Genomic DNA, 24,975 nt, shown 5'->3' with positions numbered 1-24,975 from the left:
GCCAGATCCGACCCCACCACGTGATACGGCAGATCATGCCGCCGCGCCAACGGCGACGTCCGCCCATACCGCTCCAGGAAACCGAACGTCGACAACGGCTCGAAAATCGACGTCCACACCGTGTTGTAGTTCACCGACGACGCCATCACCGCCACCAACGCCTCACCCGGCCCCAACTCCGGCGTCGCCACCTCATCCACATGCAACGACTCCCGCGGATCCTTGTCCCGCGACACCCGCCCCTCGAACAACCCCACCTCGTCCTTCCGCACCACCACACCCCGATACGACTCCGGCACCGCCAGCGACGCGAACTCCGCCTGTCGCTCCGGCGACCGCTGCCCGCCCGTCATGATCGCGTCCAGGATGTGCTTCATCATCGATCTACCTCCGGCTGTGCTGGTCGGGGGACCGAGGGCGGATGGAGCCCGCCCGGCCTGGTCGACCCGCGGGTTGGCGGGCCAGATGAACTGAGGGGTGTCAGTGCGCCGCGCGACGCGATAGAACTTCTGGGACAACCTTGGAGGCTCGGCGCGCGTCAGACTTTCCGTGACCGCGCCCATGACAGTCGTGGAAGGGTGGCGACCCGTGCCTGCGCGGAGCGACGCCGCCCGTAGCGCTGTCGCGCGGGACGCCGACGCCGCTCTGACCGCGTTGTACTCCGAGCACTACCGATCCCTTGTCCGTCTCGCCGCGCTGCTGCTGGATGACATCGGGCTGTGCGAGGAGGTCGTCCAGGACGCCTACATCCGGGTTCACGGCGCCTGGGGGCGGCTGCAGGACAGGGACAAGGCGCTTGCCTACCTCCGTCAGACAGTGGTCAATCTCGCACGATCCACGCTCCGTCGTCGACTGGTTGCTCTCAAGCACGCACCCAAGCCGATGCCCGACGCCGCGAGCGCCGAGGAGGGGGCCTACTCTCTGGTCGAGCGCGCCGCGGTCGTGCAGGCGCTGCGGGAGCTGCCCAGACGGCAACGAGAGGCGGTCGTGCTCCGCTACTACGCGGACATGTCGGAGGCTGACGCCGCCGCGGTCATGGGTTGCAGCGTCGGATCGGTGAAGGCCTACACCTCACGCGGGCTGGCGGCCCTGAGTGGCAAGTTGGAGGGCCTGCGGTGAACGGCGGGCTCGAACCGGAGGAGCTCACCCGGCTCCTGCGGGCGGCGGTGGAGCCGATCCGGCCCTCGCCGGACGCGTTGCACCAGATCCGCGCCGGAGTGGAACGCCGGCGATGGTGGCGGATGCCGCTGATGGCAACCGGCGGCGTGGTGATGGCGGCCCTGATCGCGCTGGCGTTCGTGGCCGTCCGCCCGCAGTCGTCGTCCGAGCAGGTCGTGGAGCCGGCCGGGCCGCCACTGGTCTCGTCGATGGTCGAGCCGACGGCGGGCCCGTCGGCCGGTCCCTCCGTCGGTGGCGGTGGTGCGGGCGGCGGCACTCGTCCCTCCGGCGGGACCAGGTCGCAGCACACCACCACGCCACCACCGGCGACCAGCTCGACCCCACGACCCGGCACCACTGCGTCCAGCCCGGCGGCGAGCGCGACCACCGGGCAGGGCGGCTCCGGCTCCCTGACCCTGCCGTCGCCGTCGCACCGGCCCGCCCTCGCGAACGACGTGGACGGCGACGGAACCGCGGACACGGTCCGGCTCAATGGCACGAAGGTCGAGGTCGTCTTCTCCCGCGGTGGAAAGCCCGGCTCGGTCGACCTGCCGAACCTGCAGCTGCCGACCATTCACGCAGTCGTGGACGCCAACGGCGACGGCTTCGCGGAGGTCCTGGTCCGCACCTCGAGCCGGGACAACATCGACGAGTACGCGCTGCTGCGCTACGCCGCCGGCGGAGTCCTCTCGCAGGCCCAAGCCGTGGGCGGGTCCGCCCTTCGCATCGCCTCCGGGGTGCGGGAGGACAGCGCCTTCGGCTTCCAGTGCGACGGCAGTGGGCTGCGGCTCATCTCGGGCACCTCGTCGGATGGCATCTCGTACCAGACCGTCACCACGGCTGTGCAGATCACACCGGACGGGCTGGTCGCGGGCCAGGTGACCCAGGATGTGGTGACCGGGTCGAGCGTGGGCACCCTGTTCGCGCCGAGCTGTGGCACCTTCTCCGCCCTGTCCTGACCTCCGTCTTGTCCTGACCTCGGTCTTGTCCTGACCTCCGTCCTGGTCCTGACCTCCGCGTGATGTGACTCACCGGCTGTGGCCCGGCTCACGAGTCGTGCGGCCGGGCCGGATGGCGAGTCGGAATCCGCCGTGGTGGTGGGTGAACCGCCGCCGGCCCGAGGCTGTCACCGGGGCAGCGGTGCCCGGTCGCCGGCGGCTGTCGTCCCCGGCACGTGCACCAAGATCACGTTATTGTGGCTGGGAGAGTTTTTTGGTTTCTCATCCCCCCACCCGGCCAGCCGTGGTGTGAGCGGCGCGGCCCGCGGTCGCGAGCACCACCCGGTGGCCGTGGCGGGCCGGTACCGCGCCAACCGGTACCCGTGAACCCGAGGAGGCGTCATGCCTGGTTCTGTGATTGTGGCCGGTGCCCGCACCCCGGTCGGCAAGCTCTCCGGCGCCCTCAAGGACTTCACCGCCGTCGAGCTCGGTGGGATCGCGATCGCCGGTGCGTTGAAGCGGGCGGGGCTGTCACCCGAGGCCGTCCAGTATGTGATCATGGGTCAGGTCATCCAGGCCGGCTCGGGTCAGGCCGCCGCCCGCCACGCCGCGGCCAAGGCCGGCGTACCGCTGAGCGTTCCGGCGATGACCCTCAACAAGGTCTGCCTTTCCGGCCTCAACGCCATCGCGCTCGCCGACACCTACATCAACCAGGGCGTGTTCGACGTCGTCGTCGCCGGTGGCATGGAGTCGATGACCCGCGCGCCGCACCTGATCCCGGCGCTGCGCCCGGGCGTGAAGTACGGCGACACCACCGTCACGGACGCCATCGCGGCCGACGCGCTCACCTGTGGCTTCGACCAGGTCTCGATGGGCACCGTGACCGACCGCGTCAACGCCCGTTACAACCTCACCCGCGCCGAGCAGGACGAGTTCAGCGCGCTGTCGCACCAGCGGGCCGCCGCCGCCGCGAAGAACGGCCTGTTCGAGAACGAGATCGTGCCGGTCGAGGTTCCGCAGCGCCGCGGCGAGCCGATCATCGTCAGCGCCGACGAGGGCGTCCGGGGCGACACCACCGCGCAGGCGCTGGCGAAGCTGCGTGCCGCGTTCCTGGACGGCGGGACGATCACCGCCGGCAACGCCTCCCAGATCTCCGACGGCGCCGCCGCCGTGATCGTGACCAGCCGGGCGAAGGCCGAGGAGCTGGGCCTGCCGATCCTGGCCGAGATCGGTCACGCCGGGTATGTCGCCGGTCCGGACAACTCCCTGCAGTCGCAGCCGGCGGAAGCGATCAAGGCCGCGCTCGCGAAGGAGAAGCTCACCCCGGCCGACCTCGACCTCGTCGAGATCAACGAGGCCTTCGCCGCCGTCGGCATCCAGTCGATTCGCGAGCTGGGGATCAGCCCGGACATCACCAACGTCAACGGTGGCGCGATCGCCGTCGGGCACCCGGTCGGCATGTCCGGCGCCCGGATCGCCCTGACCCTGGCCCTGGAGCTCCAGCGTCGCGGCGGCGGTGTCGGCGCGGCCGCGCTGTGCGGCGGCGGCGGTCAGGGCGACGCGCTGGTGCTGCGCGTACCGGCCCAGGCGTGAGCGCCGGCTCCGTACGGGCCGCCCGGGCCGCCTGGGCCGATCCGGCGGAGCTGACGGCTGCCGCGCTGGCGGGGGACCGCCGCGCGGTGGCCCGCCTCATCTCGCTCGTCGAGGACTCCTCGGCGGCCCTGCGCGAGGTGAGCGCCCTGCTCGCCCCGCACACGGGCCGAGCCCGGGTGATCGGGCTCACCGGGGCACCCGGGGTGGGCAAGTCGACGTCGACGTCCGGCCTGGTCGGTGCGTACCGCGCCGCGGGTCTGCGGGTGGGCGTGCTCGCCATCGACCCGAGCTCGCCGTTCACCGGCGGTGCGCTGCTGGGCGACCGGGTGCGGATGGTCGAGCACGCCAGCGATCCGGACGTGTTCGTCCGCTCGCTGGCGACCCGCGGCAACCTCGGCGGGCTCTCCTGGGCCACCCCACAGGCGCTGCGTGTCCTTGACGCCGCCGGGTTCGACGTCGTGCTGGTGGAGACCGTCGGCGTCGGCCAGGCGGAGGTCGACGTCGCCGCGCTCGCCGACACCACCCTGGTGCTGCTGGCCCCGGGGATGGGTGACGGCATCCAGGCGGCCAAGGCGGGGATCATGGAGATCGCCGACATCCTGGTCGTCAACAAGGCCGACCGGCCCGGTGCCGACCACACCTACCGCGATGTCGTGACGGCCGTCCGGATGGCTGGCCGGCCCCGCGAGTCGATCGCCGACACCACGTTCGCCGGTGCCGGTGCCGGTGCCGATGGCGGGGCTACCGGGGCTGGCGGGGGGCTGGAGGACTGGCACCCCGACGTCATCCGGGTGGCGGCCGTGAGCGGGGAGGGCCTGCCCGAGCTGGTGGCCGCCATCGAGCGCCACCAGACGTGGCTGCGGGCCAGTGGCGTGCTGCGCCGGCGCCGGCTGCGGCGCGCCGGAGAGGAGATCTCCCAGATCGCGCTGGCCGGCCTGCGCGCCCGGCTGGGCCGCCTCGACGACGGGCAGCGGCTGGCCGAGCTGGCCCGCCAGGTGACCGACGGCCAGCTCGACCCCTACACGGCCGCGGACACCCTGCTGGCCGGCGTGGCCGGCTGAGCGCCCCGGTTTGGCAAGTCGCAAGGGTGAAGGATTTTTGTCGTTCCAACGACCGAAATCCTTCACCCTTGCGGGTCGCCAGGCGTGCCCGGCGGCAACGGCCGCCCAAGGTTCGTCATTCTGCTACGGGCTCTCCAACGACCGAAATCCCCTGATCTTGTCCAGCGCAGCAGTCGCCGGCCGCGCGCGGGCGCGGTACTAGGGTGCCGTGAGCTGGGATGTCGCGGCGATCAGAGTTGTGACATCCAGCGGCATGCCCAGAATCTGCCTGGCACCGGCCCGGCGCAGGCGGGTCCATTCGTCCGGGTCCGCCTCGGCCGCCAGGACGAGCGCCGGCACCGTCCCGGCCACAGGGTCGGCCGCCAGCCGCGGCAACAGGTCGGCGGCGGTCACGTCGGGCAGGTCGCCGTCCAGCAGGACCAGCGAGGGCCGGGCCCGCCGGATGGCCTCCACCGCCAGCGCCCCACGCGGGACGCTGATCGTGTCAGCCCCGAGCGCGCTGGCGAGTGTGTCGGTGACGAGCTCGCGCAGCCCGGGATCGCCGCTGATGTGGACCACGCGCAGGCCACCAGGCTCGAGCTGACGCTCGCCGGGTGCCTCCTGGGGATCCTCGTCCGCGTGGTCGTAGCGGACGTCGACGGCGTCGAGGACGACCGCGAAGACGCTGCCCACCCCCGGCCTGCTGGCGACGGTCAGTACGCCGCCCATCGCCGTCACAAGGGCCTGGGAGAGGGCGAGCCCCAGCCCGCTGCCCTCGACGCCGGTGTCCTCCGCGCCGAGCCGCTCGAACGGCCGGAACAGCCGGGACAACGCGGACGGGGAGAGCCCGAAGCCGTCGTCCTCCACCTCGATGCGGATCCGCGAGCCGGTCACCGGCACGATGCCGACCCGGACGCTGCCGCCCTCCCGCCCGTACTTCAGCGCGTTGCCGATCAGGTTGAGCAGGACCTGCCAGAGGCGGCGGCGGTCCGCATCGGCGATGAGCGGCCGGGCCGGCTGGATGACCCGCCGGATACCGCGCCGCTCCGCCAGCGGCTCGACCAGCTCGACCACGCCCTGGACGATGTCCAGGACGTTGACCGGCCCCTTGTTGATGTCTCCTCGCCCGGCTCGCAGCCGGGCCAGGTCCAGCACGTCGTCGATGAGTGCCTGCATGTGCCGGCCGCCGGTGATGATGCGCTCGACGTCCTCGTGCAGGTCGGGCGTGAGCGGCTCCAGCTCGAGCAGCTGCGCGAACCCGAGCATCGCGTTGAGCGGCGTGCGCAGCTCGTGCCCGAGCCGGGCGACGAACTCGTCCTTCGACCGGGACTCCCGCTCCGCGGCGCCGCGGGCACGGGCGTCGACGGTGTCCCGGGCGACGATGACGACCCCGCCCGCCGGATCCAGCCTGGCCGTCACCGTGTACGGCGCCACCGCCCCCGCGACGTCGATCAGCCACACGGTGCCCCGCCATGCCGCGGTGCGGGTCAGCGCCTGCGACACGGGGCTCGCGAGGTCGGAGAGACAGCCGGGCTCCACCACACCCGACAGTTCGTGCAGGTGCGGCGTGGTGCCGACCCGATCGCCCAGGAACGCGGCGGCACTGCTGCTCATCTCGCGGACGCGGCCGTCCCCGCCGACGATCACCACAAGATCCGTCAGCGTCTCGAGCAGGGTACTCAGCCCCACCTAGGCCTCGTCCGTCTCGTCATAAATCTGCATCCACCCCACGGCGGGTCATGGTAGGGCGTACCGTCAGCGGACGTTGTCCCGGGTTTGGTGTTGGCGGGTTGATTCGCCGATGTTATCAACCGATGGTGACAGTGTCGTCGCCCAGGAGATCTGTCGGTGTGGCGAGTGTCCGGCCGGGACAGGGTGGGCGTGGTAGGTCTGTCCACATGCTTGTTGCCTTCAGCGTCACCCCCATCGGTCTCGGCGAGGAGGTCGCGGCACCGGTCGCCGAGGCGGTCCGGGTCGTGCGTGAGTCCGGGCTGCCCAACGAGACCAACGCGATGTTCACCATGATCGAAGGTGAATGGGCCGAGGTCATGGAGGTCGTCCGGCAGGCCACCGAGGCCGTCGCGGCCCGGTGTGGGCGGGTGAGCCTGGTGCTCAAGGCCGATCTTCGTGAGGGTGTCACCGACGCCCTGCACAACAAGGTGGCAAGCGTCGAACGGCATCTCGCCGCCGGCTGACGCCGGCCGGCGGGTCCGCCGAGGTTTCTGGGTCACCGCGGGGCCACCGGAAGGCAACCGCGGGGCCACTGTGTGGTCGCTGTGTGGCCGCTGTGGATGGCCACGCGGGAAAAAGTCGACCGGTGGCACCCGACCCGCGTCCACCGAGTGCAACGATGGAGCCATGCAGCGGAGGTCACCTGTCCCACCCGGCTCGCCGCGCAGGGGCGGGCCGGGCCGAATGCCCGACACACTCGGCGGTCTGCGCCTCGCCGGCGCCGTGCCCCTCGACCCCAAGCCCGCACCGCCGCCGCCCCCGGTCGGGCGGCCCGGTGCAGGTCCGGCCGGTGCCCCGGCCGGCGCACCCACCACCGGTGCCACCGGGCCGGTCGTCGTGGATGTGACGGAGGAGACATTCAACGACGAGGTCGTGGGCCGGTCCATGGAGGTGCCGGTCGTCCTCGACTTCTGGGCGTCCTGGTGCGGCCCGTGCAAGCAGCTCAGCCCGGTGCTGGAGCGGCTCGCGGCGGCCGACGGCGGGCGCTGGGTGCTCGCCAAGGTCGATGTGGACGCCAACCCCGGCCTGGCCCAGGCGGCAGGTGTGCAGGGGATTCCGGCGGTCAAGGCGGTCGTCGGCGGCCGGATCGTCGGTGAGTTCACCGGCGCCGTCCCCGAGCGTGAGGTCCGCGGCTGGCTGGACCAGCTGCTCAGCGCGGTGGGTGAGCTGCCGGGCGGGCCCGCGGGCGCGGCCCCGCCGCCCCACCTCGCCGAGGCCCACGACGCGATGGCCCGTGGCGACCTGGACGCCGCGGCGACCGCATTCCAGGCCCAGCTCGCCGAGACGCCCGCCGACCCGGACGCGGCCATCGGCCTGGCCCAGGTGGAGCTGCTGCGCCGGGTGAGCGGCTACGACGCCGGCTGGCTGCGCCAGCGGCTCGCCGCCGACCCCTACGACGTCGAGGCGGGGCTTGCCGTGGCCGACCTGACGGTGGCCCAGGGCGACCCGGCCACGGCCTTCAGCCGGCTGGTGGAGCTCGTTCGCCGGACGTCCGGAGAGGACCGGGAGAAGGTGCGGGCGCACCTCGTCGGCCTGTTCCAGGCCCTCGGTGACAGCGAGCCGGCCGTCGCCCCGGCCCGGCGGGCGCTGGCCGCCGCGCTCTTCTGACCGCACGACCACCGGTCTGACCGCACGACCGCGGGCGAGCGCCGAGGACCTGAGGATTTCGTCGTACCAGCGACCAGAATCCTCAGGTCCTGCTCGGCCGCTGCGTCAGACTTCGGCCGCGGGCGGGTTCTCCGGGTCGTACAGGAACCAGATCGTGCCCAGCGGGGGCAGCGTGAGCTCCGCCGAGGCCGGCAGGCCGTGCGCGGAGACCGGTGTCGCGGTGACAGCGCCGAGGTTGCCCATGCCGCCGCCGTCGTAGTCGATCGCGTCGGTGTTGAGGATCTCCCGCCACCGGCCGGCGTACGGAAGGCCGAGGCGGTGGCGGACATGGCCGGCGCCGGAGAAGTTCGTCACGCAGGCGAGGACCTGCTCGCCGTTCGCGGACCAGCGGGCGAACGCGAGGACGTTGTTCGCCGCGTCGCTCGCGTCGATCCAGGAGAAGCCGTCGGGTTCGGTGTCGCGTTCCCACAGCGCGGGGGTCCGCCGGTAGGTGTGGTTGAGGTCCCGCACGAGGCGTGCCACCCCGCTGTGCCCGTGGTCACCCAGCAGGTGCCAGTCCAGCGTGGTCGCCTCGCTCCACTCGTTGTCCTGGGCGAACTCACAGCCCATGAACAGCAGCTGCTTGCCCGGGTGGGCCCACATGTAGCCGTAGAGGCCGCGCAGGCCCGCCAGCTGCGCCCGGCGGTCCCCCGGCATCTTCCGCAGCAGCGATCCCTTGCCGTGCACCACCTCGTCGTGGCTGAAGGGCAGGATGTAGTTCTCCGAGTAGGCGTACATCATCGAGAACGTCACCTGGTGGTGGTGGTACGTCCGGAACACCGGTGCCCTCGACTCGTAGTCGAGGGTGTCGTGCATCCAGCCCATGTTCCATTTGAAGCCGAAGCCCAGGCCGCCGAGATGCGTCGGGCGGGTCACTCCGGGCCAGGCCGTCGACTCCTCGGCGATCATCATGGCGCCCGGCACCGTCCGGTAGACGGTGGCGTTGACCTCCTGCAGGAACTCGACCGCCTCCAGGTTCTCCCGGCCGCCGTGCACGTTCGGGACCCACTCGCCGGACGGACGGGAGTAGTCCAGGTAGAGCATCGAGGCGACGGCGTCGACCCGCAGCGCGTCGACGTGGAACTCCTCCAGCCAGAACAGCGCGTTCGCGACCAGGAAGTTGCGCACCTCGGGCCGCCCGAAGTCGAACACGTAGGTGCCCCAGTCGGGCTGCTCGCCGCGGCGCGGGTCGGGGTGCTCGTAGAGGGCGGTGCCGTCGAAGCGGCCGAGGGCGAAGGCGTCCCGAGGGAAGTGGGCGGGAACCCAGTCCACGATCACGCCGATGCCCGCGGCGTGCAGCGTGTCGACGAGATGGCGGAAGTCGTCCGGGCTGCCGAAACGGGACGTCGGCGCGTAGTACGAGGTGACCTGGTAGCCCCAGGACCCGCCGAACGGGTGCTCGGCGACCGGCAGGAACTCGACGTGGGTGAAGCCGTTCTCCAGCAGGTACTCCGGCAGCTCCGCGGCGAGCTCCCGGTAGGTCAGGCCACGCCGCCAGGATCCCAGGTGCATCTCGTAGACGCTGATCGGCGCCGCGTGCCAGGCCGTCGCGGCCCGCTGGTCGAGCCAGTCGGCGTCCTGCCAGGTGTAGTGCGACTCGTGCACGACGCTGGCGGTGGCGGGCGGCAGCTCGGTGGCGAAGGCGACCGGGTCGGCCTTCTGGCGCCAGACGCTGTCGACCCCGAGGATCTCGTACTTGTAGCGGGTTCCCGCCTCGACGCCGGGCACGAACAGCTCCCAGACACCGGTCGAGCCCAGGGAGCGCATCGGCAGGGCGCGGCCGTCCCAGAAGTCGAAGTCGCCCACCACCCGCACGCCGCGGGCGTTCGGCGCCCACACCGCGAAGCTGACGCCCGCGACGGGGGTGTCGCGACCGGCGACGGGCAGCTGGCGGACATGGGCGCCCAGCACCGTCCAGAGCCGCTCGTGCCGGCCCTCGCCGATCAGATGCAGGTCGATCTCGCCGAGGGTCGGGCCGTGGCGGTAGGGGTCGTCGACGACGTAGGTCGAGTCCGGGTAGCTCACCTCGAGCTGGTAGTCGGGCAGACGGCCGGGGACCGTGCCGGCGAACACCCCGCCGCTGTGCTGCCGGGTCAGCGGGTGGCGGACGCCGTCCACGAGCGCGGTCACGGCCGTGGCGTCGGGGCGCAGCGTGCGCAGGATCGTCCAGGCGCCGGCGGGATGCGCGCCGAGGACCGTGTGCGGGTCGTGGTGGGCGCCACCGACGAGGCGGTCGAGCTCCTCGCGGGGCACGTCCACCCGGGGGGCGCTGGCCGGGTCCGGCGCGTCCGGCGAGTCGGGCCGGTCCACGACCGCGGTGTCGGTGAACCTCGACAGCCGCGCCAGGTCAGGGCGCCCGTTCACGGAACCGTTCCGCGCCACGTCGTCGGGATCGTCCACTACGGCCACCTGTCCTTCTCTCCTGGTCGGGACCTCGTCGTCCCCGATCGGGACCTCGCCTTCGAGGTCCCGGCTACTACGCGTGGTCCGAGCCCTCCAGGGCGGGCGCCGCCGCGCCCCGCCCCGCCGGCTCGCTGGTGAGACGCTCGACCGACCGCAGCGGGATGCTGATCCATCCTGGCCGGTGGCGGGTCTCGTACAGCACCTCGTACACGGCCTTGTCCAGCTCGAGCGCGCGCAGCAGGGCGTGGTCGTCCCGGGGGTCGCGGCCGGACTCGGCGCCGTAGCCGCGGCAGAACGCGTCACGGTTGTGGTCGGCCCACTCCAGCGCCCGGTAGGCCAGCGCCGGCTCGTCGGGCCGTTCCAGCAGCATCGACTGGGCGGCGTAGTCGAAGGAGCGGAGCATGCCGGCGACGTCGCGCAGCGGGGATTCGAGCTGGGTGCGGTCGGGCACCGGCCGGGCCGGCTCACCCTCGAAGTCGAACAGCACCCAGCCGGACTCCACCCGGAGCACCTGGCCGAGGTGCAGATCGCCGTGGATGCGCTGGAACGGGCCCAGATGCCGCGCCGTGCGGACCTCGTCGTAGGCGGCCCGCAGCGCCGCCTCGAAGGGCGCGAGTTCGGTGAGGGCCGCCAGTGCGTCGTCGAGGCGCCGGTGCAGGTAGTCGGCCAGCGTCGACAGCGCCGCCGGGTCGGCCGGCCGGGTCGGGAGGGCGGCCGCGAGGTGCCGGTGCACCTGGGCGGTGGCGGCGCCGAGGCGCTCGGCCTCGGCGGCGAAGTCGCCACCGACCTCGTCGGCGTGCAGGTCACCTTCGGCGTACAGGTCGCGGACACTGGCCAGTGCCAGCAGCCAGCCCTCGGCGCCGGTGCGCAGGAAGTCCTGCATGAAGGCGAAGGTCGTCGGGACGCCGGACAGCTGGCCGGAGAGCCAGGCGACCGGGCGTGCCACGTGCTCGCTGCCCGCCCGGGCCAGGACCCGGGTGATCTCCAGGTCGGGGTTCATGCCGGGCCACAGCCGGCGGAACACCTTCAGGATGTAGGCCTCGCCGTAGACGATCGAGGTGTTCGACTGCTCCGCGCCGATCGAGCGTGCCGGGAGCTCGCCTTCGTCCAGCGTCTCCACGGTCGTCGCGGTGAGGCCCTCCCGGCTCGCCCCGCGCCGCAGGTAGGCGAGCAGGGCGGCGTTGCCGTCGGTGTCGCGCAGGCCGTCGTAGACCAGGCCGATCGACGACTCGCCGATCAGGAAGGTGTCGTGGCCGAAGGGGGAGTCCGCCCGGATGACCACCGGAACCTGGTAGTAGTCGGCGGGCCCTCCGTCGTCGAACTCGACCTCGACCACCAGCAGGCGCAGCACCGCGGCCGGGCCGGTGCCGGTGTCGGTGCCCGTGGCCGTGGACGACGTGGCTGTCGACGACGCGGCCGTGCCGGTGCTCGTGCTCGTCGCCGTGCTCGTGCCTGTGTTCCCACCTGAGCTCAGCTGGACGTCCTGAACGACGCGCGGCCGCCCACCTGCCCGGCCCTTGCCCGCGAACCAGCGCTGCCGTGGCAGCCAGTCCGCGAGCAGGTCCGCGAGCTCGGAGTGCTGGTCCGTCATGCTCGACCTCCCTGCGCGTCGTGTCGCGTTGTCGTCCGCCCGGTCCGCGATCCGCCGGCGGCGAGCCCTCGGAGCCGCGGAGCGCCCCGGTCGAATCGAGGCGCAGCCGCCGAGCTCCCGTGATCTGCCCGGAGCGTGAGTTCCAGGAGAACAAATCGTGACGTCCGCCCCTGGGAACATCAAGGCCGACATTGGAGACAGGCGGCTGACCGGCCGGCCGGGCCCGCCCGGATCGCTCCGGGCTGGTCCGGTCCGTCCCGCCCGGGGGCAGGTGCCGGGCGGAACATCGTCGTACCGCCTAAGGCGTGAATTCCCCCGAACTGGTCAGCGCGAACCAGTAGTGCCCATGGCCGGGCAACGTCAGCAGGTACGGCAGCTCGCCGACCGCCGGGAAATGCACCCGGCCCATCAGCTCGACCGGGACCAGCCCGGCGAACCGCCGCAGATCCAGCTCCACGGGCTGCGCGAACCGGGACAGGTTCGCGACACAGAGCACCCGGTCGTCACCAAACTCACGGACGAACGCGAACACCGACGGATTGGATGCTCCGAGCTCGGTGTAGCTGCCCTGCCCGAAGACGGGATGCCGCTTGCGGACCTCGATCATCCGCTTGGTCCAGGACAGGAACGAGGTCGACATCCGCTGCTCGGCCTCGACGTTCAGCGCCTGGTATCCGTACACCGGGTCCATGATCACAGGCAGGTACAGTCGGGCCGGATCGGTGGTCGAGAACCCCGCGTTGCGGTCCGGGGACCACTGCATCGGGGTGCGCACACCGTCGCGGTCACCGAGATAGATGTTGTCGCCCATGCCGATCTCGTCGCCGTAGTACAGCACCGGGCTGCCGGGCAGGGAGAGCAGCAGCGCGGTGAACAGCTCCATCTGGTCCCGGCTGTTGTCGAGCAGCGGGGCGAGCCGGCGCCGGATCCCGATGTTCGCCTTCATACGCGGGTCCGCCGCGTACTCGGCGTACATGTAGTCGCGCTCCTCGTCGGTGACCATCTCCAGGGTCAGCTCGTCGTGGTTGCGCAGGAAGATCCCCCACTGGCAGTTCGGCGGGATCTCCGGAGTCTGGGCCAGGATTTCCGAGATCGGGTAGCGGGACTCCCGGCGTACCGCCATGAAGATGCGCGGCATCAGCGGGAAGTGGAACGCCATGTGGCACTCGTCGTCGTTGCCGAAGTACTGGACGACGTCCGACGGCCACTGGTTCGCCTCGGCGAGCATGACCCGGTCGGCGTACTTGGCGTCGATCTCCTTGCGGACCCGGCGCAGGTACTCGTGCGTCTCCGGCAGGTTCTCCCCGTTCGTCCCCTCCCGTACGTACAGGTACGGGACGGCGTCGAGGCGGAACCCGTCGAGGCCCAGGTCCAGCCAGAAGCGCAGGACCTCGAGCATCGCCTCCTGGACGTCCGGGTTGTCGTAGTTGAGGTCGGGCTGGTGGGAGAAGAACCGGTGCCAGTAGTACTGGCCGCGCACCGGATCCCAGGTCCAGTTCGACTTCTCGGTGTCGACGAAGATGATCCGGGCATCCGGGTACTTGTCGTCGGTGTCGGACCAGACGTAGAAGTCGCCGTAGGGGCCGTCCGGATCGGAGCGGGAGGCCTGGAACCAGGGGTGTTCGTCCGAGGTGTGGTTCATCACCAGGTCGGCGATGATCCGCAGGCCGCGCTTGTGGGCCTCGTCGACCAGGTTGATGAAGTCGCCCAGGTCGCCGAACTCCGGGAGGATCTGGAAGTAGTCGGCGATGTCATAGCCGCCGTCGCGCAGCGGCGAGGAGTAGATCGGCAGCAGCCACAGGCAGTCGACGCCGAGCCACTCCAGGTAGTCCAGCTTGCTGATCAGACCGCGAAGGTCGCCGGTCCCGTCGCCGTTGGAGTCGGCGAAGCCCCGCACGAGCACCTCGTAGAACACCGCGCGCTTGAACCACTGCGGGTCGCGGGGGGACTCGGCCTCGCCGCCCGCGGCCGCCGTCTCCCGCAGCGCCTCCTCGGCGAACGGTTCGGAGCCGCTCATGCGTGGCGCCGTACGGTCAGGACGTGGGCGGGCTCGCTCGGGTCCAGACGCACGTAGTTGTCCCGACCCCACTGGTAGGACGCACCGGTGAACTCGTCGTGGACCGTGAAGGTGTCGCCCCAGTCGAACCCGAGGGCGGGCATGTCCAGGCGCACCGTGGTCTCCCGCGCCATGTGCGGATCGAGGTTGACGACGACGATCACCAGGTCCTCGTCGGCGAGCCGCTTGGAGAAGGCCATGATCTCGGGTGCGTCCGACTGGTGCAGGCTCAGGTTGCGCAGCCAGTGCAGGGCCGGATGGTCACGGCGGATCTGGTTGAGACGGGTGAGGTAGGGCGCCAGGCTCGTCCCGGCCCGCTCGGCACCGGCCCAGTCGCGCGGCCGGTACTGGTACTTCTCCGAGTCGAGGTACTCCTCGCTGCCCGGCCGCACGGGGGTGTTCTCGAACAGCTCGTACCCCGCGTAAACGCCCCAGGTCGGGGAGAGCATCGCCGCGAGGACGGCCCGGATCCGGAACGCGGCGGGCCCGCCGCGCTGGAGGTACTCAGGCAGGATGTCCGGCGTGTTGACGAAGAAGTTGGGCCGCATGTAATGCGCCGACTCGACCAGCTCCTGGGCGTACTCCTCCAGGTCCCAGCGCTCGTTGCGCCAGGTGAAGTACGTGTAGGACTGGGTGAAGCCGACCTTGGCCAGGGTGTGCATCATCGCCGGCCGGGTGAACGCCTCGGCGAGGAACAGCACGTCCGGCTCGGTGGCCTTGACCTGGCCGATGAGCCATTCCCAGAACTCGACCGGCTTGGTGTGCGGGTTGTCGACACGGAAGATCCGCACGCCTCGCGCCGTCCAGAACCGGACCACGCGGAGGATCTCGTGGTAGATGCCGATCGGATCGGCATCAAAGTTCAGCGGATAAATATCCTGATACTTCTTCGGCGGATTCTCCGCGTAGGCGATCGATCCGTCGCTGCGGACCACGAACCATTCCGGATGGTGCTTGGCCCAGGGATGGTCCGGCGCGCACTGCAGTGCGAGGTCGAGTGCGATCTCCATGCCGAGGGAACGCGCACGCGCGACGAAGAGGTCGAAATCGTCCAATGTCCCCAGATCGGGGTGCACGGCGTCATGTCCGCCGTGCACGCTGCCGATGGCCCACGGCGAACCCGGGTCATCCGGCCCCGTCACCAGCGTGTTGTTCGGGCCCTTGCGGTTGACCTCGCCAATGGGATGGATAGGCGGCAGGTAGACCACATCGAAACCCATCGCGGCGATGCCCGGCAGCCGTTCCGTGGCGGAGAGGAAGGTTCCCGAGCGCGGCGGGTCGAGGCTCGCACCCTCCGAGCGCGGAAACATCTCGTACCAGCTGCCGTACAGGGCGCGCGGCCGGTCGACCCACACGCGGTGCAGGGGGGAGCGGGTGACCAGCTCGCGCAGCGGGTGAGCGTCGAGCAGCGCGGCCAGCTCCGGCGCGCAGGCCGGGGCGATGCGGGCGTGCGGATCGGTGACCTGGTCATCGCGCAGCACCGCCACCGCGTGCGCGAGCTCGGCTCGCCGGGGCTCCGGCAGGCCCGGCAACGCCCGAAGGAACAGCCGTGCGCCGTCCTCGAAGTCGACGGCGAGCTCGTCGGTGGTCTGGCCGGCGCCGACCTTGAGCTCGATGCCGTGCCGCCAGGTGGCGACCGGATCGGCCCAGGCCTCGACGCGAAAGCCCCACAGGCCCGCGCGCCCCATGACGAGGTCGGCCTCATAACGGTCCGTGCCCGCGCCGGTCAGTTTCAAGCGGGTGAACGGGGCACCCTGACCGTCGGGACCGGAAAGAACGACATTTGCTCCGATGAGGTCATGACCCTCACGGAAGATCGTCGCGCTGACGGTGAGGGTTTCCCCCTCCACCGCCCGCGACGGCCACTGGCCACAGGAGACGACCGGGCGCACGTCGGAGATGACAACCCGGCCTACTGAACGTCCGATCATCATGGGGACCTTATCCAGACGAACCACGACTCAATGGTCGACCCTGTACATGGCGTTCGATGGCACCGCCACGTGAACTGCGTGCAACCACCGGATGGGTCTGTGTTGCGGTCGTGGTGTGCCTGGTTGTGCTGCCCCGATGGCCACGGTCCTGACCGATGTTCCCGGCTTGCTCAGATCGTTAACCTTCCGTCGGGAATATTGTCCACGTTGATCCGGCGGTGTGATCCGTGGGGGCTGGTGGCGGGTTCGTCCCGGGTGGGCCTCGAGCTGTGTCGCGGGTATTTCTGACGGCGTGTGCCCGGGGCGGCGGGTGTCACGTAGCGGTTGTGACGGTGTGTCGGATGGGTGACAGACCTTCCGGCATCGGTGCGCCATAAGTGGTGGCAGGCTCGGCGATCCGGGAACTACACCGAACCGTCGTTCGTCTCGCTGGGCACAGAAGTGTTCGCCGCGGAACCGCTGAACACGAACTCTCATCGACCACCGCACCGGACAGGGGATGCGTGACACCGGACAGGCGAGGCGTCGCCGGCCCGCGCCGAGCGGGGGATACGTCCGTGTCGCCCGTCTCCCTCGCGGGTACCCGGGCCGGCCGCCGTGGCGGTCGCACGCCGGTGGGGCTGCGCGCGGCCGTGGGGCGGCTGCCCCGGAGCCGGCGTACCGGCGCCCGGGTGGCGCCCGTGGGTGGCTCTGTGACAGCGGTGGGCACCCGGGGCTCACGAGGCTGGTGGGCGGACACTCCGGTCCCGTGGGCGGCCTTGGGCGTGATGTGTGACGCAGTAGGCTGCCGCCGCCCGTACCCCTGGGTGGTGCGGCCGGTCCTCGGCCGGCCCGGCGTGGCTGCTGGCGTGGCTGTTCCCGGCCGGGGCGCGGGGGCGCGCGTGGGACGAGCGTGTGGGGCGGGCGCGGCATCGGCGGGTCGGTGGACCTCGGCCTGACGAACGTGCGGTACGTCGAACCAGAACATCGGACCTGAACCATCGAACCTGAACATCGAATCTGGAGGAGCAGTGGGAGTCAGCCTCAGCAAGGGCGGCAACGTGTCGCTGACCAAGGAGGCGCCCGGTCTCACCAACGTCGTCATCGGTCTGGGCTGGGACGTCCGGACGACCACAGGTGACGACTTCGACCTGGACGCCAGCGCGATCGCCTGCCGGCCCGACGGAAAGGTCGTGTCGGACGGGCACTTCGTCTTCTTCAACAACCTCAAGAGCCCGGACGGTGCGATCGAGCACCAGGGCGACAACCTCACGGGTGAGGGCGAGGGCGACGACGAGAAGATCAACCTCAACCTCGCCGGCCTGCCGGCCGAGATCGACAAAATTGTCTTCCCGGTCTCGATCTACGACGCGGACAACCGGTCGCAGAGCTTCGGCCAGGTGCGCAACGCGTTCATCCGGGTCGTCAACGCGGCGAACCAGGCCGAGATCGCGCGCTACGACCTGACCGAGGACGCCTCGACCGAGACCGCGATGGTTTTCGGTGAGGTCTACCGGCACGGAGCGGAATGGAAGTTCCGCGCGGTTGGGCAGGGTTACGCCTCTGGTCTCGCCGGCATCGCCCGCGACTACGGCGTCAACGTCTGAGCGGTCGGCCCGAACGGCCACTCCTCCGGTGGGGGTCCACACCCGGGGTGGCCCGAGCCGGTGGTCCTGATCCCGTCGACCGGCGGGATCAGGGCTGGCGCCCGGTGGGATCCTTTCCAGGCCTTCTGTGAGGTTTCCCCCAGCCGTGGCCGGCGTCAAGGTCGGCGTTTCGTCAGATTTTGGTAGTGCCAGCCGGGCTCTGGCTGAATACGATGCGCTCAACCGCATCGGCCCGGCCCGGTGAACCGGACGCAACGTCCGGTGACAACGCGGTGATGTTATGAGTGGCGGGACCGGTACGGACCGCGGTTCCCGCCCGCGAATGCCTGTCGGAGCATAGTGAGTCGGTCCGGGAGGTGTTCGCAAAAAGTGCACGTACTTCGGATATTCGGCTGGTCGTTCGCGATCACTGCGATCGGGATCGCGGCCGCCGGGGTGATCGGCGGCGGGGACGCCGCGGCGATCGTGGCGATCCTCGCCGTCCTGGAGATCAGCCTGTCCTTCGACAACGCGGTGATCAACGCGACGATCCTGCGGCGGATGAGCGAGGTCTGGCAGCGGCTCTTCCTGAGCCTCGGCGTCATCATCGCGGTCTTCGGGATGCGGCTGCTGTTCCCGATCGTGATCGTGGCCCTGACCGCACACCTGAGCCCGGTGGACGTATTCGATCTCGCGCTCAACGACGAGGCCGAATACGCGGCGCGGCTGCACGAGGCGCATCCCTCGATCGCGGCCTTCGGCGGGATCTTCCTGTTCATGATCTTCCTGGACTTCATGTTCGACCCCGAACGCGACATCCAGTGGCTCCGGTGGCTGGAGGAGCCGCTGCGCCGCGCCGGCCAGCTCGACGTCCTGTCCGTCGTGACGGGGCTCGTCGCCCTGCTGGTCGTCGCCGAGGCCTTCTCGGGTGATCACACTCAGCAGGTGCTGACGGCCGGTGTCGCCGGCCTCGCCACGTACCTCGGCGTGCGCGGGCTCGGCGAGTTCTTCGAAGCTCGGGGGATCGGCGCGGACGACGACGAGGACGAGGAGGAGGACGCGGGCCAGGGCACGTCGGCGCAGGCGACGGGCTCCGCCTCGGCGGAGCGCCGGACCGGCACACCGGATCTGGTTCTCGCGACCGGCCGGGCCGCCTTCTTCCTGTTCCTCTATCTGGAAGTGATCGACGCCTCGTTCTCGTTCGACGGTGTGGTCGGTGCGTTCGCGATTTCGCAGAACATCTTCATCATCGCGACCGGTCTCGGTATCGGCGCCATGTACATCCGGTCCACCACGGTGTATCTGGTCCGGCGCGGGACGCTGAGCGAGTACGTCTTCCTCGAGCACGGTGCGCACTATGCGATCGGCGCGCTGGCCGTGATCCTCGCGGTCTCCATCGAGACCGAGGTTCACGAGGTCGTCACCGGCCTGATCGGTGTCGCGTTCATCGGACTGGCCCTGCTGTCGTCCATCCGTTTCCGTGCGAAGGAGCGGAAGGCGGCCGAGATCGAGTCCGGTGCCGGCGGCACGGGCCCGGACGGCCAGGACCCGGACGGCGCGGTCGATTCCGGTGGCCTGGGCGGTGGCGGCGACAAGGCCTCGCCCGTCGGAACCTCCAGCTGACGGACGGACACCCGGCTGGCGGCGGTCATTCGGCGAGCCTTTTCCGTCGTCGACTCGGACTCGCGGCAATCCTGACCGTGGCAAGTGAGATGGAAAAGGGCGGTCATCGACCGCCGCCATTGATGGAAACCCACCAACCGCGAAGGAGCGGACCATGGGCATCGACTACAGCAAGCGACCAGCGGCGCCGCCGGCCGGAGCGCCGGTGTCGCTGAGCAAGGTCACCCTCACCAAGTCGGCGCCGACCGTCTCGCTGAGCAAGCAGGGCGGCGGCGGCCGGCTTCACGTCAATCTCAACTGGTCCCAGAACGGGGCGGGTTCCGGCGCGGCCAAGGGCGGCTTCCTCAAGCGGGTGCTCAGCGCGGCGGGCGGCGGGATCGACCTCGACCTGGCCTGCCTGTTCGAGCTGGCGGACGGACGGCGCGGTGTCGTGCAGGCGCTGGGCAACGCCTTCGGCTCCTTCGACAACCCGCCCTACGTCCAGCTCGACGCCGACGACCGCACCGGCGCGACGGCGGGCGGCGAGAACCTCCACGTCAACCTGGCTCGGATCGGGGAGATCCGCCGGCTGCTGGTGTTCGCCTTCATCTACGAGGGCGTGGCCTCCTTCGACCAGGCGAACGCGGTCGTGACGCTGACCCCGGCGCAGGGCGCGCCGATCGAGGTGCATCTGGACGAGAAGGCGGGTGGTTCCCGCATGTGCGCGATCGCCCTGCTCACGAACACCGGCAACGACTTCACCGTCAGCCGCGAGGTCCGCTACGTCGGCGGCCACCGGGAGCTGGACAGTGCCTTCGGGTGGGGCCTGAACTGGACCGCCGGCCGGAAGTGACCGGAATGTCGGGACACGGGGGGAGTTGAGAGGATCGTCGTAACCGGGCAGGCTGTGCGCATCGACCAGGCGCAGCGGCGCGACGCGGTGACCGAGGCGCGGTGACCGAGGAGCACGGACGACGGCCGGGTGGGGACACCGGCCCGGCGTCAGCCCTGACCGGGAGCCTTGTAGCAGGATGATCCGTCCAGTGCCACCACCCGCCGGGGAAGGGCGTTACTCGATGTTCCAGCCACGCCGTTCCTCGCGCACGGGGTCGTCCGGCCCGGGTGAACCGGGCACCGCCGCCAGTGGCTCCGGCGGGCAGCAGGCCAGCGGGTACCGCTGGTTCGCGCCCGACCCGACCCCGGAGGCCGCTGGGCCGGCGGACCCGCCGGAGCCGTCGGCGGAGGTGGACTCCGACCGGTCCGCGGTGGACGACTCGGGTCGCGGGCCGTCCTGGTACGAGGCTGAGGACAGCACGGACCCGGGCCGTGGTGGTTACGGCCGCCACGGCCAGGTGGCACCGGCGCCCGTCGGGCGTCGGGCGCCGAGCTACCCGGCACGCAACGGACCGGCCGCGAGCGCACGCGGCGGCCGGGGGTCGGTGTTCGCGTCGGAAAGCTACGAGCGTGCCGGGTACGGCCCGCCGGACCGTGGGGCCGGCGATCCGGAGGCGGACTACCCGTCCGGTCACGACGACGACGGCGGCTACCCGGCCGCCGGCTACGAGCGGGCGGAACCGTCGGCCGACGGGCACCTCGTTACCGACAGGAACCCCGCCAGCGACAGGAACCCTGCCAGCGCAAGGCATTCCGCCACCGACAGGTACGGCTCGGCCGAGCGATACGCCGGTTACCGGGACGCGGCCAGGTTCGACGGTCCCGGTGGCTACGAGGACGCCGGCAGCTACGAGGACTCCGGCAGCTACGAGGGCACCGGTGGCTACGAGGACGCGGGCGCCTACGACCGTTCCGGCTCCTACGACCGTTCCGGCTCTTACGAGCGTTCCGGTGATTACGAGCGTTCCGGTGGTCACGCGGCTGCCGGCGGCTACGGCACCCCTGGAACCGATGGACGCGGAAGCAGTGGCGGCTACGAGCGGGCCGACTGGCGCGGCGACGCCGACGGTTACGACGGCACCGGCGGTTACGACGGCACCGGCGGTTACGGTGGCACGGGCAGCTATGAGGACTACGTCGACGGCGAGCCGTACGGTGGCAGGCCGGCGGAGTACGCGGGTGGGCTGCCCTACTCCGACGACGTTCCCCACCGTGGCGCCCGCGAGCAGGACCCGGCAGGCGACCGCGAGGCGCCGGTCGACTCAGGCCCGGGGCGAGCGCCCCGGTCGGTGATCCCGCCCGGCGCGTTCGGCGCATCCTTCACCGCGAGGCTTCCGAGGGCCGCCGCGGTGCCCGGTGAGCTCGGCGGGCATGGACAGTCCGGCGAGCAGGGCGGGCTCGGCGAGCACGCTGGGCTTCACGAGCACGCTGGGCTTCACGAGCCCGGTGGCGGTCCCGCGCAGGGCCGGGCGGCCGAACGCGGGGCGGGGGGTGGCAGCACCGGCGATCTCCCGCCGATGCCCGCGCAGAAGATCGACTTTTTTCGCCGCGGTGAACCGGGCATTTTCGAGCCCGCGTCACCGCCCACCCAGCCGACCGACCTCACGCAGGACCGGCGCCTGACCCCTCGCCCCGCCGGCGGCGACGAGTTCGACCTGCTGGACTACGAGATCCTCGGCGGCAGCGCCCGAACCCGGGACAGGGCAGCCAGCGCCGCCGATGACGTCGACGTCGCTCCGGGCACCGGCTCGGACCTGGCGCACGACCCGGCCCTGCCGTCCGGCTATTTCCCGCCGACGGCCCCGACAACCGGCGCCGCTCCGATGCACGGGGTGGTGGTGTCGTCCGCCGCCGAGGCTGCCGAGGCTGCCGAGGCCGCCGGTGCCGTGGCGGAGCCGACCGTGCAGCCTCCGCTCGTCGGCGATTCCGCCGCGGCGGTCCCACCCGCCGAGGTCAGCGTGGTCAATGGTCCCGGTGTGGTCAATGGTCCCGGCACAGGCAGCGGTTCAGACGCAGGGAGCAGTGGTACCAGCGTGGGCGGCGGTCCACTCGGGGCGCCAGCTCCTGGCCCGGATGCCGGCACCGCGCCGGGCACCTTCGATCCGTCCGCGGCGAACCCGCCGGATCTGCCGGCCCCGGCGCTGCCCGGGCTCGGGCACGGGCCCGCGGACGGCGCCGGCCAGCCCTGGGGCGAGGCGGGCGGCAGCGGGGCCTCCGAGGACGCCAGCGGCCCCGGCGGTGGCCCGGCTGGCCACGCCGACAGGACGGACACCGCGGTCGCCGTGGGCGGGTCGAACCACGGCGGTCCGGCGGACAGGGAGCGGACCATCGAGGCGCTGGAACGTCTGACCGAGCGGGTGGACGAACTCGTCCGGCTGCGCAGGCACGACGCGGAGCTCGTCGATCGCCTCCACGCGGAGAACGGGCGGCTGCGCGGCGGTGAGCTGAACGAGGCGATCGCACCGCTGCTGCGTGGCCTCGTTCGCCTCTACGACCAGATGAGCAGCCTCGGCGGGGATGACAGCCAGAGCGTCGCCGGGATACTGCGCAAGCAGCTGCTTCAGGTGCTGGACCTGGCCGCCGACGTCCGCCCGTTCTCGCCCGAGGTCGGTGACGCGTTCGATCCGGGGCGGTTCCTGGGCGTCCGTCGGGTCGAGACGGACGACCCGGCGCTGGAGGGGAGCGTCGCGCGGACGGTCCGTCCCGGCTTCGTCCGCGGCGAGTCGACGGTCGTCCGCCCGGCGGAGACCGAGGTGTATCGAGGGCGCCGAGCACGCTGACCGCACGGCGCGGAGCACGCTGGGAGCACCCCGCCGAGGGGCCTGAGCAGCGGGCCGGGGAGCCTGAGCGCACCGCCCCCGGGCGCCTGAGCGCGCCCGGCGCCGGGTGACTGCGCACATCGTGCCGAGGCATCGGAGGCCGCCTGCCGCGCTCGGTGGGACGGCCGCCTTCAGCGGCGGTTGGCCACCCCGTCATCATCATGAGGCAGAGGCCGACTTCGAGCACTGTCGGCGGCGAGGCCGGCGGCATGGCCCGGATGTCCCGGATGGCCCGTCGGTGGGGTGTCGCGTCGCCGGTCGCGGGGGTGTCGGTGGCAGCAGTCGTCAGTGGAAGGGAAGATCAGACGGTGGCAGGCACCAAGGTGTTCGGAATTGACCTGGGCACCACCTACTCATGTATCGCCCAGGTCGACGAATACGGCCGCCCGGATGTGATCCGCAACATCGAGTCGCAGCCCACCACGCCGTCGGTGGTCCTCTTCGACGAGAGCGGTGCCGCGGGAGACGGTGGGCCCGCGGGCTCCTTCGTCGTCGGCACGCAGGCCAAGCGCCAGTCCCGGATCCGTCCCGACGACGTCGCCCGGCTGGTCAAGCGGCACATGGGCGCCTCGGACTGGCGGTTCGTGGCACACGACGTCGAGTACAGCGCCGCCTCGGTGTCGAGCCTGGTGCTCAAGGCCCTCGCCGCGGACGCGCAGCGGGCGACCGGAACGCCGGTCACCGATGTGGTGATCACCGTCCCGGCCTACTTCGGTGACGAGGAGCGCAAGGCGACCAAGCTCGCCGGGGAGCTCGCCGGCCTCAACGTGGTCGACATCATCAACGAGCCGACCGCCGCCGCGTTCGCCTACGGGTTCGCCCAGGACGGCCAGTCCGCCTCGACCGTGCTCGTCTACGACCTGGGCGGTGGCACCTTCGACACGACGGTGATCCGCCTCGACGGCAACGACATCACGGTGGTCGCCACCGACGGTGACCACGAGCTGGGTGGCGCCGACTGGGACAACGAGATCGTCCGCTACCTCGCGCAGAAGTTCGTCCAGGAGCAGCCGGACGCCGGTGACCCCCTCGACGACGTCTACGACGAGCAGGAGCTGCTCACCGCGGCCGAGGACGCCAAGCTCGCGCTGTCCGGCCGGGAGAGCGTGGACGTCCTGGTGGTGCACGGTGGCAAGCGGTGCAGCGTGACGTTCACCCGCGCGACGCTCGAGGAGATCACCGCGCCGCTGCTGCAGCGCACGGTCGACCTCACCGGCTCCGTCCTGCAGCGGGCGAAGGAGAAGGGCGTCGACACCATCGACCTGTGCCTTCTCGTCGGAGGGATGAGCAAGCTGCCGGCGGTGTCCCGCCGTCTCGGCGAGGCGTTCGGCCTCACCTGCCGGCTCGCCGACCCGGACCTCGCCGTGGCCAAGGGCGCCGCGGTCTACGGGCAGAAGAAGGCGCTGGAGCGTGAGGTCCGCGAGGAGCTCGTGGCCAGCGGGAAGCTGCGCCCCGACCAGTCCCTCGACGCCGCCGCGACCGGTGACCTCGAGGCCGCCGCGGCGGCGAGCGCGTCCGCCGCCGGGCTGACGACGTCCTCGGTGGTCGATCTGGTTCGCACCCGGGTGACGGACGTCACGTCCCGTGGCTTCGGGATCTTCGCGGAGGACCGCGGCTCGGCGGTCGCCGCGTTCCTGGCCCACCAGAACGACGCCCTGCCGATCGAGGTGAAGCGCACCTTCTACACGATCTCCGACGACCAGGCCGAGGTCGACATCCGGGTCTTCGAGCAGGGCACCGGGGTCGAGTCGACCCGGATCGAGGACAACAAGGTGATCGTGGCCGGCGCCATCAGCGGCATCCCGGCCGGCCACCCGCGGGGCACCCCGGTCGAGGTCAGCTTCGAGATGGGGCGCGACCAGACCATCAAGGTCACCGCGACCCATGTCGGGGCGTCCGAGCCGCTGGTGCTCCGGGTCACGGCCGGGGTCGGCAGCGAGAGCATGAAGACGGAGGAGTCGGCGAAGGTCAGTCTCCTCAAACAGCGGGACTGACCGCACCCGC

At 71.2% G+C, this 24,975-nt stretch carries 16 protein-coding genes and 1 pseudogene; 11 read left to right on the top strand and 6 right to left on the bottom strand.

Going from position 1 to position 24,975, the window contains the following annotated elements; genetic code table 11:
• Nucleotides 1-377, bottom strand: a pseudogene (locus AWX74_RS36125) (crotonyl-CoA carboxylase/reductase); the annotation flags it as partial.
• A 184-nt stretch (nucleotides 378-561) separates the two neighbouring features.
• Here AWX74_RS36125 and AWX74_RS36120 point away from each other — a divergent pair.
• The 4 genes from AWX74_RS36120 (at nucleotide 562) to meaB (ending at nucleotide 4,750) form a co-directional block, all read left to right on the top strand.
• Nucleotides 562-1,119 (top strand): SigE family RNA polymerase sigma factor, encoded by a 558-nt coding sequence (locus AWX74_RS36120; RefSeq protein ID WP_050796088.1) that lies wholly within the window; start codon nucleotides 562-564, stop codon nucleotides 1,117-1,119.
• Nucleotides 1,116-2,117, top strand: coding sequence for an FG-GAP repeat domain-containing protein (locus tag AWX74_RS36115; protein ID WP_091286138.1), 1,002 nt, complete (start codon nucleotides 1,116-1,118; stop codon nucleotides 2,115-2,117). Before AWX74_RS36120 ends, AWX74_RS36115 begins: the two co-directional genes overlap by 4 nt.
• 381 nt (nucleotides 2,118-2,498) lie before the next feature.
• Nucleotides 2,499-3,689: an acetyl-CoA C-acetyltransferase gene (locus AWX74_RS36110; protein WP_091286136.1), complete on the top strand. Its 1,191-nt coding sequence runs from the start codon at nucleotides 2,499-2,501 to the stop codon at nucleotides 3,687-3,689.
• On the top strand, nucleotides 3,686-4,750 hold the full coding sequence (gene meaB / locus AWX74_RS36105; protein ID WP_091286132.1) for a methylmalonyl Co-A mutase-associated GTPase MeaB: 1,065 nt from the start codon (nucleotides 3,686-3,688) through the stop codon (nucleotides 4,748-4,750). Before AWX74_RS36110 ends, meaB begins: the two co-directional genes overlap by 4 nt.
• A gap of 198 nt (nucleotides 4,751-4,948) precedes the next feature.
• On the opposite strand, the gene AWX74_RS36100 is transcribed toward meaB, so the two are convergent.
• The gene (locus AWX74_RS36100) at nucleotides 4,949-6,418 is read right to left on the bottom strand and encodes an ATP-binding response regulator (RefSeq protein WP_091286129.1); all 1,470 of its coding nucleotides are present in this window, start codon (nucleotides 6,416-6,418) and stop codon (nucleotides 4,949-4,951) included.
• Nucleotides 6,419-6,627: 209 nt separating this feature from the next.
• Between AWX74_RS36100 and AWX74_RS36095 the strand changes: the two genes are divergently transcribed.
• Together AWX74_RS36095 and AWX74_RS36090 are read left to right on the top strand one after the other, a co-directional pair.
• Nucleotides 6,628-6,924 (top strand): MTH1187 family thiamine-binding protein, encoded by a 297-nt coding sequence (locus tag AWX74_RS36095; protein ID WP_035954275.1) that lies wholly within the window; start codon nucleotides 6,628-6,630, stop codon nucleotides 6,922-6,924.
• A 220-nt stretch (nucleotides 6,925-7,144) separates the two neighbouring features.
• Nucleotides 7,145-8,068 (top strand): tetratricopeptide repeat protein, encoded by a 924-nt coding sequence (locus AWX74_RS36090; RefSeq protein ID WP_091286126.1) that lies wholly within the window; start codon nucleotides 7,145-7,147, stop codon nucleotides 8,066-8,068.
• 105 nt (nucleotides 8,069-8,173) lie between these two features.
• Here AWX74_RS36090 and glgB read toward each other — a convergent pair whose 3' ends face one another.
• From glgB to AWX74_RS36070, 4 genes are all read right to left on the bottom strand, one after another.
• Nucleotides 8,174-10,507, bottom strand: coding sequence for a 1,4-alpha-glucan branching protein GlgB (gene glgB / locus AWX74_RS36085; protein ID WP_165615931.1), 2,334 nt, complete (start codon nucleotides 10,505-10,507; stop codon nucleotides 8,174-8,176).
• 76 nt (nucleotides 10,508-10,583) lie between these two features.
• The gene (locus AWX74_RS36080) at nucleotides 10,584-12,101 is read right to left on the bottom strand and encodes a maltokinase N-terminal cap-like domain-containing protein (RefSeq protein WP_091286119.1); all 1,518 of its coding nucleotides are present in this window, start codon (nucleotides 12,099-12,101) and stop codon (nucleotides 10,584-10,586) included.
• 298 nt (nucleotides 12,102-12,399) lie between these two features.
• Nucleotides 12,400-14,118: a maltose alpha-D-glucosyltransferase gene (treS, locus tag AWX74_RS36075; RefSeq protein ID WP_091286115.1), complete on the bottom strand. Its 1,719-nt coding sequence runs from the start codon at nucleotides 14,116-14,118 to the stop codon at nucleotides 12,400-12,402.
• Nucleotides 14,115-16,091: an alpha-1,4-glucan--maltose-1-phosphate maltosyltransferase gene (locus AWX74_RS36070; RefSeq protein ID WP_091286112.1), complete on the bottom strand. Its 1,977-nt coding sequence runs from the start codon at nucleotides 16,089-16,091 to the stop codon at nucleotides 14,115-14,117. Before AWX74_RS36070 ends, treS begins: the two co-directional genes overlap by 4 nt.
• Nucleotides 16,092-17,101: 1,010 nt before the next feature.
• Here AWX74_RS36070 and AWX74_RS36065 point away from each other — a divergent pair.
• The 5 genes from AWX74_RS36065 to AWX74_RS36045 all read left to right on the top strand — a co-directional run bounded on the left by AWX74_RS36065 (nucleotide 17,102) and on the right by AWX74_RS36045 (nucleotide 24,965).
• Nucleotides 17,102-17,677, top strand: a complete 576-nt coding sequence (locus AWX74_RS36065) for a TerD family protein (RefSeq protein ID WP_006543933.1) — start codon at nucleotides 17,102-17,104, stop codon at nucleotides 17,675-17,677.
• A gap of 369 nt (nucleotides 17,678-18,046) precedes the next feature.
• Entirely contained in the window at nucleotides 18,047-19,279 is a 1,233-nt protein-coding gene (locus AWX74_RS36060) for a DUF475 domain-containing protein (RefSeq protein WP_091286109.1), read from the top strand.
• 154 nt (nucleotides 19,280-19,433) lie between these two features.
• Nucleotides 19,434-20,111 (top strand): TerD family protein, encoded by a 678-nt coding sequence (locus AWX74_RS36055; RefSeq protein WP_091286106.1) that lies wholly within the window; start codon nucleotides 19,434-19,436, stop codon nucleotides 20,109-20,111.
• Nucleotides 20,112-20,289: 178 nt separating this feature from the next.
• The gene (locus AWX74_RS41005) at nucleotides 20,290-22,932 is read left to right on the top strand and encodes a hypothetical protein (protein WP_193209821.1); all 2,643 of its coding nucleotides are present in this window, start codon (nucleotides 20,290-20,292) and stop codon (nucleotides 22,930-22,932) included.
• Nucleotides 22,933-23,279: 347 nt separating this feature from the next.
• On the top strand, nucleotides 23,280-24,965 hold the full coding sequence (locus AWX74_RS36045) for an Hsp70 family protein (protein WP_035957283.1): 1,686 nt from the start codon (nucleotides 23,280-23,282) through the stop codon (nucleotides 24,963-24,965).
• The last annotated feature ends 10 nt before the right edge of the window (nucleotides 24,966-24,975 follow it).

The sequence above is a fragment of the Parafrankia irregularis genome, assembly GCF_001536285.1.
In the GTDB taxonomy this organism is placed as follows: domain Bacteria; phylum Actinomycetota; class Actinomycetes; order Frankiales; family Frankiaceae; genus Parafrankia; species Parafrankia irregularis.
Note: the sequence above shows the minus strand (reverse complement) of the source record. Positions and strands in the feature narration are given on the sequence as shown.

Coding starts and splice junctions, on each gene's coding strand:
- AWX74_RS36120 (WP_050796088.1), top strand. CDS start 562: ATGACAGTCGTGGAAGGGTGGCGACCCGTGCCTGCGCGGAGCGACGCC.
- AWX74_RS36110 (WP_091286136.1), top strand. CDS start 2,499: ATGCCTGGTTCTGTGATTGTGGCCGGTGCCCGCACCCCGGTCGGCAAG.
- AWX74_RS36095 (WP_035954275.1), top strand. CDS start 6,628: ATGCTTGTTGCCTTCAGCGTCACCCCCATCGGTCTCGGCGAGGAGGTC.
- AWX74_RS36090 (WP_091286126.1), top strand. CDS start 7,145: ATGCCCGACACACTCGGCGGTCTGCGCCTCGCCGGCGCCGTGCCCCTC.
- AWX74_RS36080 (WP_091286119.1), bottom strand. CDS start 12,101: ATGACGGACCAGCACTCCGAGCTCGCGGACCTGCTCGCGGACTGGCTG.
- treS (WP_091286115.1), bottom strand. CDS start 14,118: ATGAGCGGCTCCGAACCGTTCGCCGAGGAGGCGCTGCGGGAGACGGCG.
- AWX74_RS36070 (WP_091286112.1), bottom strand. CDS start 16,091: ATGATGATCGGACGTTCAGTAGGCCGGGTTGTCATCTCCGACGTGCGC.
- AWX74_RS36055 (WP_091286106.1), top strand. CDS start 19,434: ATGGGCATCGACTACAGCAAGCGACCAGCGGCGCCGCCGGCCGGAGCG.
- AWX74_RS41005 (WP_193209821.1), top strand. CDS start 20,290: ATGATCCGTCCAGTGCCACCACCCGCCGGGGAAGGGCGTTACTCGATG.